General features: G+C 72.9%; 11 protein-coding genes and 1 pseudogene. 6 read left to right on the plus strand and 6 right to left on the minus strand.

The genetic code is table 11. From position 1 onward, the window contains the following. Positions 1 to 368 precede the first annotated feature (368 nt). Positions 369 to 851, minus strand: coding sequence for a DUF2505 domain-containing protein (locus QUE44_RS00005; RefSeq protein ID WP_286215260.1), 483 nt, complete (start codon positions 849 to 851; stop codon positions 369 to 371). A gap of 58 nt (positions 852 to 909) precedes the next feature. Here QUE44_RS00005 and QUE44_RS00010 point away from each other — a divergent pair, with 58 nt between their 5' ends. Further along, positions 910 to 2,373, plus strand: a complete 1,464-nt coding sequence (locus QUE44_RS00010; protein WP_286215190.1) for a sensor histidine kinase — start codon at positions 910 to 912, stop codon at positions 2,371 to 2,373. 78 nt (positions 2,374 to 2,451) lie between these two features. On the opposite strand, the gene QUE44_RS00015 is transcribed toward QUE44_RS00010, so the two are convergent. After that, on the minus strand, positions 2,452 to 2,706 hold the full coding sequence (locus QUE44_RS00015; protein ID WP_286215191.1) for a WhiB family transcriptional regulator: 255 nt from the start codon (positions 2,704 to 2,706) through the stop codon (positions 2,452 to 2,454). A gap of 155 nt (positions 2,707 to 2,861) precedes the next feature. Here QUE44_RS00015 and QUE44_RS00020 point away from each other — a divergent pair, with 155 nt between their 5' ends. Then, positions 2,862 to 3,254, plus strand: coding sequence for a hypothetical protein (locus QUE44_RS00020; RefSeq protein ID WP_286215192.1), 393 nt, complete (start codon positions 2,862 to 2,864; stop codon positions 3,252 to 3,254). Positions 3,255 to 3,279: 25 nt separating this feature from the next. On the opposite strand, the gene QUE44_RS00025 is transcribed toward QUE44_RS00020, so the two are convergent. Together QUE44_RS00025 and QUE44_RS00030 are read right to left on the minus strand one after the other, a co-directional pair. Beyond that, positions 3,280 to 6,225, minus strand: a complete 2,946-nt coding sequence (locus QUE44_RS00025) for an FtsK/SpoIIIE domain-containing protein (RefSeq protein WP_286215261.1) — start codon at positions 6,223 to 6,225, stop codon at positions 3,280 to 3,282. A gap of 59 nt (positions 6,226 to 6,284) precedes the next feature. Next, positions 6,285 to 8,345, minus strand: coding sequence for a glycosyltransferase family 39 protein (locus QUE44_RS00030; RefSeq protein WP_286215194.1), 2,061 nt, complete (start codon positions 8,343 to 8,345; stop codon positions 6,285 to 6,287). 147 nt (positions 8,346 to 8,492) lie between these two features. On the opposite strand from QUE44_RS00030, the gene QUE44_RS00035 reads away from it, so the two are divergent. Both QUE44_RS00035 and QUE44_RS00040 read left to right on the plus strand, forming a co-directional pair. Beyond that, positions 8,493 to 9,170: a response regulator transcription factor gene (locus tag QUE44_RS00035; protein WP_286215195.1), complete on the plus strand. Its 678-nt coding sequence runs from the start codon at positions 8,493 to 8,495 to the stop codon at positions 9,168 to 9,170. A gap of 8 nt (positions 9,171 to 9,178) precedes the next feature. Further along, a complete protein-coding gene (locus QUE44_RS00040) occupies positions 9,179 to 10,489 on the plus strand; it encodes an ATP-binding protein (RefSeq protein ID WP_286215196.1) in 1,311 nt (436 codons plus the stop codon). Positions 10,490 to 10,493: 4 nt separating this feature from the next. Here QUE44_RS00040 and QUE44_RS00045 read toward each other — a convergent pair whose 3' ends face one another. Further along, entirely contained in the window at positions 10,494 to 11,036 is a 543-nt protein-coding gene (locus QUE44_RS00045) for a GtrA family protein (RefSeq protein ID WP_286215199.1), read from the minus strand. Here QUE44_RS00045 and QUE44_RS00050 point away from each other — a divergent pair. After that, entirely contained in the window at positions 11,035 to 12,093 is a 1,059-nt protein-coding gene (locus QUE44_RS00050; RefSeq protein ID WP_350226853.1) for a 5-(carboxyamino)imidazole ribonucleotide synthase, read from the plus strand. The two genes, QUE44_RS00045 and QUE44_RS00050, sit on opposite strands and share 2 nt — an antisense overlap. Before the next feature lie 79 nt (positions 12,094 to 12,172). Next, a pseudogene (gene purE / locus QUE44_RS00055) lies at positions 12,173 to 12,675 on the plus strand (5-(carboxyamino)imidazole ribonucleotide mutase). 82 nt (positions 12,676 to 12,757) lie between these two features. Here purE and QUE44_RS00060 read toward each other — a convergent pair. Further along, the gene (locus tag QUE44_RS00060; protein WP_491375250.1) at positions 12,758 to 14,008 is read right to left on the minus strand and encodes an LCP family protein; all 1,251 of its coding nucleotides are present in this window, start codon (positions 14,006 to 14,008) and stop codon (positions 12,758 to 12,760) included. Positions 14,009 to 14,027 lie beyond the last annotated feature (19 nt).

Raw genomic sequence — 14,027 nt, forward strand, 5'->3', positions numbered from 1 at the left:
GGGTCGGTGGCTTGTCCCCTGCCCACCAGCCGAGCGCGGCCGCTGCGATCCCGGTCGCGATGGTCGCGACGAGCACCGCGAGCGCCAGGGAGGGACGTGCGCTTGTCGACCAGCGCAGGGCCGCGAAGGCCGAGAAGGTCGGCCGCCCAGGAAGCCCGGGCCGATCGCGGGAAACGCCCGCCACGGCCCGCGCCTGCGTGCGGGCCACCACGAAGCCCAGTGCGAGCGCGCCGAGCGCGTTGACCGCGAGCAGGTCCCATGGCACCGGGCCGGCGGTCGAGGGGAACGCCTCCATGACGCCGATGCGCCGCCCCCCGAGCGCCCCGCCCGCGAACACCAGGGCGAGCTGGGCGGCACGGGTCATCGAGTCAGCCAGAGTCCGCGACGCTCAGCTGGTCCGTGAACGCGCGCTCGACGGCGCCGGCCACCGCGCGCTCGATCATGGGGCCCACGAGGGGGACGTTGGCGATCACGTCACCCGTCGCGAGCAGCTCCGTCGCGGCGCCGCGTGCGGTGATCCCGATCGCCCCCGAGACGTGGCCCGGCGCGCCGGCGATCTCGACGGCGAAGGTGCCCACGCGATCCGCATCGGTGAGCGGCTCCCAGACCTCGGTGTAGGTGACGGTGAGGTCCCGTCCCAGGAAGGACCGGAACTCGGCGGGAATCGATGTCGCGGGGACGCGCGCACGCAACACCACTGTCTCGGTGCCGTCCTCGCGCGCGTCGATGTCGACCTCTTGCGCCTCGGTGCCGAGCGCGGCCGCTCGCTCGCGAGCGAATGCCGGATCCGTGAGCATGGACGAGACGTCCGTGAGCGTGGCCTCGAAATCGTGCCTGTGTGTGATCTTCACCGGTGGAACCCCCTGGGCCCAGGCTAGCGCGAGGCGGCGACCGCCCTACGCTAGTGGCGTGGCAACCCTGCGCGAGACGATCGAAGAACTAGGCCCCATCACGGATGCGGAGGCCGACTGGCTCGCATTGCTGGTGTCCGACTGGCAGATCATCGCGGATCTGTCGTTCGCCGATCTCGTGCTGTGGCGCGCGGTCGACGAGGGATTTGTCGCCGTCGCCCAGTGCCGGCCGTCCACGGGTCCCACGGTGCATTTGGACGATGTCGTGGGCACCTTGGCGCCGGGCGGCAGGGTGGCTCACCTGCGCAGGGCCCTCGAGGAGGGCGGGATTGTCGCGTCGCGTGAGCCGCGATGGGACGAGACCTACGCGGTGCGCGAGGACGCGCTGCCGGTGGTCATGAACGGGCGCGCGATCGCGGTGATCACGCGAGAGGTGTCGCAGGCGGTGTCGCGCTCGTCGAGCCGCCTCGAGCTCAACTACAAGGGCGCGGCGGACGATCTGCTGCGGATGGTGACGCGCGGTGAGTTCCCGCTGCACACGTCCATCACGGGTCCGCGCCGCGGCGCGCCGCGCGTCGGGGACGGCGTGCTGCGCCTCGACGCGGTGGGCCACGTCACCTACGCGTCGCCCAACGCGCTGTCGTGCTTCCACCGCCTGGGCGTGCACGGCTCGCTCATGAACAAGTCCCTTCCTCGCGTCACGAGCGAGCTCCTCGAGGACCAGGGCGTGGTCGACGAGACGCTGGCGATGGTGGTCGCGGGTCGCGCCGCGTGGCGCACGGACCTCGAGGCCAACGGCGCGTGCCTGTCGCTGCGCGCGATTCCGGTGACCGAGCACGGCAGCAGGGTGGGCGCGGTGCTGTTGTGCCGGGACGTCTCCGACCTGCGTCGGCGAGAGCGCGAGCTCATCACCAAGGATGCGACGATCCGCGAGATCCATCACCGCGTCAAGAACAACCTCCAGACCGTCGCGGCCCTGCTGAGGCTGCAGTCCCGTCGCGTCGAGGCGCCGGAGGCCAAGGAGGCGCTCGCGGAGGCCATGAGGCGCGTTGCCACGATCGCGCTCGTGCACGAGACCCTGTCGGGCACGCTCGATGAGCTCGTCAACTTCGACGAGTTGGTGTCGCGGTCGATCCGGATGGCGGCCGACGTCGCCTCGCCCGACACGCAGGTGAGGATCCTCAACACGGGCGAGTTCGGGCTGATCCCCGCGCAGTACGCATCGTCCCTCGCGCTCGTCATCACGGAGCTGGTGACGAACGCGGTCGAGCATGGCTTCGAGGGCCGTGCGCGCGGCACGATCACGGTCACGGCGCAGCGGGACGGACATGCGCTGCACGTGCAGATCGCCGATGACGGCGTGGGGATCGAGGGGGACCCCACCGGCCTCGGGTCGCAGATCGTGCGCACGCTCGTGCAGAACGAACTCTCGGGGTCGATCGAGTGGCGCAAGATCGAGGACGGCTCGGTGGTCGACCTGCGCGTGCGTGTCGAGGAGCGAGCCTCCGACCCGCGCCTGTAGCGGACGGAGAAAGGCGTCAGCCCCGCACCGGCGAACCGGGCGGGGCTGACGCGACGGGTGTGGTGGCCCGAGGCCTGCTTACTTGGCGGCGCGGCGTGCGCGCGCGGCGCGACGCTTGAGAGAACGACGCTCGTCCTCCGAGAGGCCGCCCCAGACGCCCGAGTCCTGGTTGTGCTCCATCGACCACTGCAGACAGGTGTCGCGCACCTCGCACCGCTGGCACACCGACTTCGCCTTCTCGATCTGCACGAGGGCGGGTCCGGTGTTGCCGACCGGGAAGAACAGCTCGGGGTCGTCGACTTCGAGGCACGCTGCGCGGTTGCGCCAATCCATGGGGTCTCCTTGGGGGTAGCATGGCGCGACGAGGCCCAAAGGGTGGTGGGATTCGTCGCGCCATCACGTTCGACTTCCTTAAGATTCGCATAAGTAACGAACATGTTTCAAGAGGTGTTTCCTGTGGGTTCTCTCACAACGTGCCGAGGCCACGGATGACGGAGCCCCACCACGGCCCCACGTCCCGGTCTCGCGGGTGGTCGCGAGCGGCCGCCTCGGGGCTCGGTTTCGAGGCGGGATTGCTCGGTGTCGCGGCCGTCGCCTACGCGATCTACGCCTTCTCGTCGCCCGAGCCGGAGTTCACCGCGGGCCTCGCCGCGTTTGCCGGGATCGTCGCGATGACGCTTGTGCCCGTGGCTCGTGGCCTCGCGCGCGGCGCGCGGTGGGCGGTGTCCGCCGCCGTGACGTGGCAGGTGCTGCTCACCTTCGCGGGGGTGACCGTTGCGGGGACGCAGCCGCTCATCGGTTCCGTCGCCGCGATCCTCGGTATCGCCGTCGGCGTCGCCGTGGTCGTCGCGGGCCGCGACGCGCTGCGTCCCGCGGGCTGAGCGCGGCTCACGAGGGCCCCGCCCGCTATTCAGGCGAGCGCAGCTGAGCGGCCTCGAGGATCCCGCCCCGGCGCACCACGACCCTCCCGCGCGGCGGCGCGGCGTCGACGAGCCCGGGAAAGGCACGCAGCCCCAGCGTCGCCAGGTGCGCGGGACTGGGTTCGACCACGATCTCGACACGGCCGGTCGAGTCCCCGTGCTCGAGGCGAGTGACGGCGTGGCAGGAGACTCCCGCCGCGGAGAGCACCGCGATCGCCTCCGCGCGCGCCGGTCCGGCGGGGCCCACGACGGCCACGGGGGTATCGGTCACCACGAGCGGCCGCGCCGCGTCTCCCACGACCCCCACCGCATCGGGTGCGAGATCGGGCGGGCACACGAGCGGGACGACCAGGCGTCGGCCATGCCCATCCTGCCCCCTTTCTCGGCGGGTGACGAGGCACTCTCCCGTGCCGTCGACGCCGATCGCGACCCCTCGCCCCGGCTCGCGCGCGAGCCGCGTGAGCGACGGTGGCACTCCCCACAGGGTCTGTTCGATCGGGTCCAGGCCCGAGAGGACGATCCTGAGGCCCGCGCGGCCTGACCACCGCGCGCCCCAGCCCGGACCGCACGCGACGGCGACGGGAACGCGCCGCGCGACGTCCTCGAGGGCCTGCTCCGCGCCGCGCAGGATCGGGTCGAGGCCGGCCACCGTGCGCTCGACGTCGTCGACGATCAATGCCACGCCGTGGCGGACCGCGAGGTCGAGCGTCCTGGCCGCCTCGCGAGGGTCCTCCGGCAGCGCGACGCATTGCGGCGTGGTGGACGCGATGGCGCCGAGGATCGACGATCGCCCCGAGCCGCGCGGCCCGACGACGACGCACGGCCCCGCGGTCGTGTCCCAGCGCAGGGGCATGCGCGTCCTGGCCTCGGGGAGGTCGACCCAGCCGAGCGCGCCCGCGCGCGGCTCGGCATCGCTGGTCAGCGGTGGAAGCCAGAGAGGCTCGACGGCAGGGGCGCCCTCCCAGCGTGCGGCGGCAGCAGTCGCCAGGCTGACGCCCGCCGGGCCGGGCTCGCTCACGATGCGCACGGCGCCGCGCGGCCGCGCGACGGGGAGCGCCGCCTGCATCGTCTCCCTGCCCGCCGCCGTCGCGACGATCGCGCGCCCCGGCGCGCCCACCGGCAAGTCCGCCGCGGACCTGTCGCCGATGAGGTCCTGCGATTCGCCGGCGGTGGCCGTCCGGAGGGCGATCACGGTCGACACGTTTGCGCGGATCTCCGGGGTCACCGCGCCCGCAGGTCGTTGTGTCGCGAGGATCAGGTGCATGCCCAGGGATCGGCCCTGCGCCGCGAGCCGCGCGAGCTCGGGGACAAAGCCAGGGTCGATCGCTCCCAGCTCCTGGAACTCGTCGACCACGACCACCAGGCGCGCGGGGGCGCGGTCCGCCTCGCGCCCGCGCGCCTCCCACTGTGCCCACGAAGTGAGCCCGCGCTCCGCGAGCGCGCCCTTGCGTGAACGCAGCTCGTGCGCGATGCCCAGCAGGGCGCGTCGGGCGTGAGTCGGGGCAAGGTCCGTGAGGAGCCCGCGCGCATGCGGTAGGTCGCGCAGCGCCGCGAGCCCCGCTCCGCCCTTGAGGTCGATGAGTCCGACTCCCAGGTCCTGGGGCCCGTGCGCATGCGCGAGAGCGGCCACCAGCGTCTCGAGGAGGATCGACTTGCCCGACCCGGTGGTCCCCGCCACGAGTACGTGGGGGCCATCGCGGTCCAGGTCGAGCGTGACGGTTCCTGTGCCGGACGTCCCGAGGGCGGCGAGCAGCCGCCGCGGGCCCTCGCCGGGAGCGCGGGTCGGTGCTGCGGCGCGTAGGTCCGCCCAGCGCACGGAGGCGGGAAGGTCGGGCTCGCGCGACGATGCGAGGCGGCGCCCCGCCGCATCGGCCGCGGTCGCGCTCACCAGCGCGGGCCGCCACGGGCCCGCACGGCCATGGATCTCGACCGTCGCGCGGTCGACGTCGAGCACCGTCGCGGCATCGCTCGGCGCGGCGGACGAGCGGTCGAGCAGCACGATCGCGCCAGGGGCGAGCGCGCGTTCGAGCCAGCGCATCCACGGCTCCTCGAGCTTGCCAGGGAGGGCTCCGCGCGCGAGGGCGACGGCCCGTGCGGCCGCGCGGGCCGCCTCCGCCTCGCCCCGGATCGCGATCGGTAGGGGCAGTCCGGCGAGGTCGACCAGTCCGTCGTTCGGAGGACCCTCGCGTGCCGCCCGGTTGCGCCGGCCCGCCACGAGCGCCGCGACGCCCATCGCCGCCGGCATCGCGAGTGCCACGGCGGCCAGTTGCCAGCGGCCGGTTGAGGCGGCGAGCGCGAGTCCGCCCGCGGTGCCGCCGACGCCCCCGAGCCACGCCAGGCCCGGCCGGGACGGGGGAGCGGATCGCGTGGGCGCGTCCGAGTACTCCGCCTTCCCCGCCGGTTCGGCGGCGGCGCGACCCGTCGCGCGCCAGCGCAGCACCGAGCCGCCGGCCAGGAGGACGTCACCGTCGCGCAGGGCGCGCGGCCACCTCCCCACGCGGCGGGGGCGTCCCCGGCGCACCAGCGTCGTGCCGTTCGTCGACCCGAGGTCGCGCGCCCTGCCGGCCCCGTCCACCGCAAAGTGACGCGCGCTCATCGCGGGGTCGTCGAAGGCGAAGCCCACCCCGGTGCCGTCGCGACCGACCACGAGCGTGTCGCGGCCCACCGCGACCAGCCCGCCGGCGTCCGGCCCCGCGACGACCTCGAGGTGTGGCCCGAGCGGCTGCTGCGACGGCAGACCGGGTGAGGTCGTCAGCAGCGCGGCATGCACGAGCGGGGAGCGTCCCGCCGCGTGGCCCGCGTCGAGCCGCGTGCCACCGCACCACACGGCGGCGGGAGCGCGCACCGCGTCGAGAATCTTGGCGAGGGCCGTGCCGGGGTCCACGTCGACGTCTCCGACCCCTCCACCGTGACGCGCATGCTCCGATGTCATCGCACGCGGCGGCCGTGACGCGAGGGACGAGCCGATGATGGGGGACGGCGGGTGTCACATCAGGGGCTGGTGACATCGGCGGCGGGCGCGACGGGATCGAGCACGCCATCGCTGCCGACGATCCCGGCGTACCACGTGTAGTCGCGATCGAAGTAGGTGCGCGGGATCGCCTGCAGCGTGTAGCTCGCCTGGCGCACGCGCGACTCGACGACCGCCTCGGGATCCGTCGACCAGTCGAACCACTCGGGATTGCGCGTGAGCACCACGGGCGCGGTGTCCCATGACTGCGCGAGGGTCGCGAGCTCGTCCGGTTCGAGCTCGGCGAGCGCGAGCACCGTGGGCTCGTCGCACATCACCCTCAGCGATCCGAAGTGAGACGAGGTCCCCGCGAGCACGATGGGGCGGTCGGGCGCCACCTCGCACAGCGAGGTGATCTGGTCGTACGCACCGCTCATCTCCCTCACGAACACGGGTGTCGCGCCCGACACGGGAAGGTCGTCCCCGAGGTCCACCGACAGCCACGTCGTGAGCGGCAGGACCACGAAGGCCCCTGCCGCGATGCGCCTCGCACGCAGGCGCGCCTCGGCGGTCGCGAGCCGGCCGGCGAGCCACCATGCGGCGACGGCGGCCGCGATCGCGAAGCCGGGAAGAGTGACCGCCTCGAAGCGACGGAAGGCCCACAGTTGGTCGGGGACCACCTCGGGGTTCCAGAAGTACAGGAGCGACGTGGGCAACACGGCACCCAGGAGAAGCGCCCACGCGGGACGTCCGCGCAGCATCCACACGGTGGCGAGGCCGAGGCCCAGGATGCCGAGGATCACGATCGGCCAGGTGAGGTAGTAGCTCACCCATGCGACCGTGTGCTCCGCGTAGGTGCGCGTGGGATCGACCTCGAGTCCCTGGGCGCGCTGGAAGGACTCCACCACCGAGCTGGTGAACTGGTCGACCGGGTCGTCCGTGCTGCGGTGCGACACCCACCACAGGGGCCGCGACGCGAGCACGGCGAGGAGGCCCGACACCGCGACACCCGCCGCGACCGCGCCCCGCCGTCCCAGCATCGTCCTCACGCCCGTCGCGAGGCGCTCGCCACCCGCGAGCCACGTCAGCACCCACACCGCGAGCACCGCGGCCGCCACGGCGTAGCCCAGGGTCAGCGTGCGGGCCTGGTCCCCCAGGCGCTCCGCATAGCCCTCGCTCCATCGCCACAGCGCGGCGTAGCCCGCGAGCAGGATCGCCGCCTGCACCCCGATCACGAGGAGCCCGAGCCCCGCACGGCGCGCGCGCGGCAGGTCCGACAGCGCGAGCGCAAGCACGGCGGCGCCGAGTAGCCCGATCGCGAAGGCGGCGCCGTCGATGCGGATGAACGATGTCGCGCCGCCGGCGGCCGCTCCCAGGACGAGCGGTCCGGCTCGTCCCTCCTCCACGCCTCGCCAGAGCCACAGCGCGGCCGACAGCGCGAGCACGAGGGTGAGAGGCTCGGTGTACGCGGAGCGGGACAGGCCGATATGCGCGACGGACAGCGCGACGGCCGCGGCGGGGGCGAGCGACGCGAGCGGGCCCAGCATGCGGCGTGCGAGCGCGTACACCACCAGGATCCCGACGGCCCCGATCAGCAGGTTGAAGACCAGCACTCCACGGTCGCCCGCGATCCACCCGCCCACCGCGATGACGGCGGACAGCAGGCGCGCGCCCTGCGGCTGAATCGCGTCGCCGCGCAGGTTCCAGGCCTGGGACGCGTCCGCGAGCACGGTCGGGTCGACCTCGGCCGCCTCGATCGCCCCCAGGCTCGGGATGTCGGCGTGGGGGTGGTCGACCAACCACAGCCCGGTCAGCGTGAGGAAGCCCGGATCCCGCACGACGATGAGGTACTCGGCCGCGAGCACGGCGTTGACCACCGCCCACACGCCGGCCCCCGCGAGCGCCACGATCGCGCCGGCCCTGTCCGCCGCCGCGACGCGCGTGGGGCGCGGGACGATGCGCCAGGCGAGCGCCGCGATGACCGCGGCGGTCGGCAGCACGGTCCAGGGCGAGAACAGGCCGACGCTGACCCACCCGCCGGCGGACAGCGACAGCGCCACGAGCACGAGGACGATCCGCTCGGGTGCGGTGACGAGGGCCACCGCGCCTCGCGAGGGGTGCCCTGGCCGGGAGGGCGTGGACGCCAGGGAGGAGGCATGTCTCGTCACGGCCACCCAGCGTATCCGCGCTGGGGCACGCGCGTCCCTGTGGGTCATTGCAATGTCGCGGGGCGCGGGTAGGGTGTCGTCATGACGCGAATTGTTTTGGTCGAAGATGACCCGACCATTTCAGAACCCTTGACCCGTGCTTTGGGCCGGGAGGGGTACGACGTCGAGTGGCATGGGACGGGCATGGGTGGCGTCGAAGGATCAGACGACGCGGACCTTGTCATCCTTGACCTCGGTCTTCCCGACATCGACGGCGTCGATGTCGCGCGGCGCATCCGCGAGAAGGGCCTGCAGGTGCCCATCCTCATGCTCACTGCGCGCGCCGACGAGGTCGACCTGGTCGTGGGCCTGGATGCAGGCGCGGACGACTACGTCACCAAGCCGTTCCGGCTCGCCGAGCTGCTCGCGCGCGTGCGCGCGCTGCTGCGCCGTCGCACCGGCTCGGAGTCCGGCGCCGACCTCGAGGCGGCGGGGGTGCGCATCGATGTCGCGGGTCACCGCGCGTACCTCGACGGCGTCGAGCTGCAGCTGAGCAGCAAGGAGTTCGACCTGCTGCACGTGCTCGTCGCGAGCGCGGGCTCCGTGGTCTCGCGCGACACGCTCATGCGCGAGGTGTGGTCGGCGGATCCCGGTGCGCCGTCCAAGACCCTCGATATGCACGTGTCGTGGCTGCGCCGCAAGCTCGGCGACGACGCCGCTCACCCGCACTTCATCACGACGGTGCGCGGGATGGGCTTCCGCTTCGAGACGGGCACCTAAGGGGAGCCGTGCGCCGCCGCGTCCTCGCCGCGACCTTCTCCGCTCTGGCCGTGGCGGTGGTCATGCTCGGCATTCCCCTCGCCGTCGCCGCGGCCCAGATCATCCGTGACGACGCCCTGCGCGACCTCGACCTGCGCGCGAGCACCGCCGCCCGCTCTCTCGAGGTGCGCTACCTCTCGGGCGAGCCGATCACGGCCAGCAACGTCGACTCGTTCGTGAGCGAGCGCCCCGGCGCCCCCGAGTACATCTACGTGCGCCTGCCCGACGGCACGGTGCTGACCGCGGGCGAGGAGCCCTCGCCCGCCTACTCGGAGAGCCACGCGACCGACTCGGGGATCGTGGTGCTGGCCTACCTGTCGACGTGGGACGTGTACTGGCAGATCGCGCGCGTCGTGGGCCTGGTGCTCGCGAGCGGCTCGGTCGCGATTGTCGCGGGCGCCGCGATGGCGATCTGGCAGGCCAATCGACTCTCCGCCCCGCTCGTGTACCTCGCCGCCTCCGCCGAGCAGATCGGGTCGGGTCAGGTGCGCCCGCGCCTCGAGAGCACGGGCATCGAGGAGATCGACCTGGTGGCCGAGGAGCTTGCCAGGTCGTCGGACCGCATGGCAGCGCGGCTCGCCACCGAACGCCAGTTCGCGGCCGATGCCTCGCATCAGCTCAGGACGCCGCTCACCGCGCTGTCGATGCGGCTCGAGGAGATCTCCGCGCTCACGCAGCAGGACGAGGTTCGCGAGGAGGCGGACCGCTCTCTCGAGCAGGTCGAACGCCTGGTGGGGGTCGTGGACGAGCTCCTGGGCCGGTCGCGACGCGCGCTCGGCTCCGGTACGGAACTCGTGCAGCTCGACGAGGTCTTCGCGCAGCAGCGCGCCGAGTGGGCCGCCGCGTTCACGGGGGCGGGCAGGCGACTCGTGATCGCGCCCACACACGCGACCGTGTTCGCGACCCCGGGCGGCCTGGCCCAGGCGCTCGCGACGCTCATTGAGAACTCGCTCAAGCACGGCGGCGGCACCACGCGCGTCACCGCGCGCGAGTCGGGACAGAACCATGCGGTCGTGATCGAGGTCACGGACGAGGGCGAGGGCGTCCCCGAGTCGATCGCGCCGCGCATCTTCGAGCGCGAGGTGACCTCGGGCCGCGGCACGGGGCTCGGTCTCGCGCTCGCGCGCGACCTCGTGACCGCCGATGGCGGCAGGCTCGAGCTCGCTCAGCGCGTGCCCGCCACGTTCGCGGTCTTCCTGCAGGGGGTCCCGCGCATGGTCGAGCTCGAGGAGATCGTCCCCCACGCACAGCAGTCCGAGCGCCGCCGCCGCAGGCGGTGACCCGCTATCGGGGCGAGGTGCGGGGGTCCGCCGCCCCGGCATCGTCCCCCAGTACCGCGGGGGCGGGCGCCTCGAAGACGAACAGGCTGTAGCCGACGTAGCGCGCGATCGTGCCGAGCGCGATGCCCACGAGCGAGGCGACGTTGTCCGCGAGCAGGCTCGTGAGTCCCCAGCCGTGGTGGCTCAGCGCGACCGTGCCCGCCTCGATGATCAGGGCGGCGCCGTTGACGAGGCCGAAGAGCACGAGTTCGCGGGCCGGGCGGTGGCGGCCGCGCCCGCGGTACGTCCACTCGCGGTGGGCCACCCACGCGAACAGGATCGACGCGGCGGTCGCGATGACCTTGGCCGTCACCACGCGGTCGTCGTCGCCCGCGACGGTCGCGTCCGGGGCGAGCGGGCCCAGCCGCAACAGGTTGAACACACCCAGGTTGACGACGATCCCGGCCACGCCGACGATGCCGAAGCGTGTGAGTTCACCGACCCGCGCGCGCACCCATCCGACCACCGTCACGAGTGACGAGCCTAGCCCCCGGTAGTTTGGTGCCATGACCCCGATCGTCGCCGTCATCGGCGGAGGCCAACTCGCGCGCATGATGGCCGCTCCCGCCACCGCACTCGGCATCACCCTCCGCGTCCTCGTCGAGTCCAGCGAGGCCGCCGCGGCGTTGCCCGCTCACGAGACCGTGGTGGGCCTTCCCACGGACCCCGACGCGGTGGCCCGCCTGTTGGCCCACCCCCGCCCCGCCGCCCTCACGTGGGAGCACGAGCACATCCCGGCCGAGGTCTTCGACGCCGCGGCCGCCGCCGGCGTGCCCGCGCGGCCGGGTCTCCACGCACTGCTGTACGCGCAGGACAAGATTGAGATGCGGGCCCGCATGGATGCGCTCGCGCTTCCCAACCCCGCATGGGCGCATGTCGAGACCGAGGACGAGGTCGAGGCCTTCCTCGCCGTCCACGGCGGCGCGGGCGTGCTCAAGACCGCGCGCGGTGGCTACGACGGCAAGGGAGTGAGGGTGATCGGCTCACCCGGCGAGGCCACCGACTGGCTCCGCGCGGCGGCCGACGGCGGCCCGCGCGTGCTCATCGAGGAGAAGGTGCCGTTCGATCGCGAGCTCGCGGTCCTCGTGGCGCGCCGGCCCTCGGGCGAGCTGCGGGCGTGGCCCACGGTCGAGTCGATCCAGCGCGCCGGGGTGTGCTCCGAGGTCATCGCTCCCGCCCCCGACCTGCACGGGGCCGTCGCGGACGAGGCCGCCAGGATCGCGTCCGAGATCGCCCACGGCCTCGACGTGACCGGGGTGCTGGCCGTCGAGATGTTCGTCGCCGGCGACCGCATCCTCATCAACGAGCTCGCGATGCGGCCCCACAACTCGGGTCACTGGACCATCGACGGGTCCCGCACGAGCCAGTTCGAGCAGCACCTGCGTGCCGTGCTCGACCTGCCGCTCGGAGACACCACCCCCACGGCGCCGTGGACCGTCATGGCGAACGTGCTGGGCGGGGCGCGCATCGCGCTCGCGAGCGCTCTCGCGGAGGTCGACGATGCCGGGGCGAAGATCCAGTTGTACGGCAAGGGGTGCGGGCCGGGCGCAAGGTCGGCCACGTGAACGTGTCCGCTGGCACCCGCGAGGAGGCCTACGCGAGGGCCGTCGCGGCCGCCGCTATCGTGAGGGACGGAGGTGGCGCATGAGCGCGATTCGAGTGGGGTTGGTCATGGGGTCGGACTCCGATTGGCCCACGATGCAGGCGGCGGGCGAGGCGCTCGCCGAGTTCGGCATCGGATACGAGAAGGACGTGGTGTCCGCGCACCGCATGCCCGAGCAGATGATCGCGTACGGCCGTGAGGCCGAGTCGCGCGGGCTCGCGGTGATCATCGCCGGCGCGGGCGGCGCCGCCCACCTTCCCGGCATGCTGGCGTCCGTGACGACGCTGCCGGTGATCGGCGTGCCCGTGCCCCTGAAGCACCTCGACGGTATGGACTCGCTGCTGTCGATCGTCCAGATGCCGGCGGGCGTGCCCGTCGCCACTGTGTCGATCGGGGAGCGCGCAACGCCGGGTTGCTGGCGGCGCGCATCCTGGGTGCGGGAGAGGGCGACGAGGCCGCGCGGATCCGCGCGCGCATGGAGGCCTTCCAGGACGAGCTCCGCGAGGTCGCCTACGCGAAGGGCGAGGCGCTCCGCCGGGCTTGACGCGGGAAGCCTGACACAGGAGGTCTGGCACGCGAAGCCGGCCGCGGCATCGTCCCGATGACCGGCCTCCGCGCGCCGCGTGCTACGGCAGCACGCAGCTGTCGAGAATCTCGTCCTCGGTCTCGCGCTCGGGGCTGGGCGACACCGAGGGCGTCGCGGAACCCGAGGCGGTGGGGGTCGGTGCGGCCGAGGACGACGGGTCGGGCGAGGCGCTGGGGTCCGTGGTGGGCTCGAGCAGCGCGGGGTTGATGGTCTCGTCGGCCTTGAGCGATGCCCACATCTCGGCGGCATCGGGCTCGGTCCACAGCACGTCGCCGCTCGAGTCGCCCGCATACTCCCACGGCACCGTCGTCATGTAGAGGTTCGCGGTGTCGAAGTTGCGCAGGCTCCACGCGAGTCCCAGCAGGTAGTGGGAGTCGCCGAATTCGGGGTCCATCGTGAGCGACTCCGCAAGGGCCGTGATGAACTCGGTGCCCTTGGTGGCGTCCGTGAGCAGGTTGAGGCCCAGCGCCTTGCGCGCCATGTTGGTGAGCAACTCCTGCTGGCGCTCGATGCGCATGAGGTCGGTGCCGTCGCCCAGTCCCTCGCCGGTGCGGGCGCGGGCCCACGCGAGCGCCGTGGTGCCGTCGAGCACCTGCGCGCCCGCCTCGAGGTCGAGGTTCGCCTTCGAGGAGCTGACGTCGTTCGGGATACACATGGGCACGCCGTCGAGCGCGTCGACCATGTTGACGAAGCCGGAGAAGTCGACCACGGCATAGTGGTCGATGAGGATGCCCGTGAGGTCGTACAGCGTCGTCGCGACGCATGCCGCGGCCTCCGCGACGTTGCCGTTCTGGCCGCCGTTGGCGAACGCGATGTTGAACTTGCCCGTCCACCCCCGCACGGTCGAGCCGTCGAGCATCTGGCAGTCGGAGATCGCGACGCGCGAGTCGCGCGGGATCGACACCATCTCGACGCGCGAGCGGTCGGCCGAGACGTGCATGACGATCGTGGTGTCGTTGCGCATGCCGTCGACCGAGTCGTGGCTGAGGTCCGAGTTCTCGCCCAGGCGCGTGTCGGACCCCATGAGCAGGATGTTGAGCGCCTTGCCCGCCGAGGCATCCTCGGGGTCGCCTCCGGCTCGGGGGTGTGCGACGGCAGCAGGCCGCTGATGTCCTGCGTCGTGAAGCTGTTGTCGATCCGGTTGAGGCTGGTCTCGACGAACACGAGCCCGAAGCCGGCGGCCGCCGCGAGGACGCCCAGCACCGCGCCGACCGCACGACGCGACGGGATGCGGGTGGCGTGGCGCAGGCGGCGACGGCTGCGAGGGTCGGTGACCTCGACGGTCATACATGCTCCTGGGCTCGGCGTGC

Source organism: Demequina sediminis, from assembly GCF_030296675.1.
In the GTDB taxonomy this organism is placed as follows: Bacteria; Actinomycetota; Actinomycetes; order Actinomycetales; family Demequinaceae; genus Demequina; species Demequina sediminis.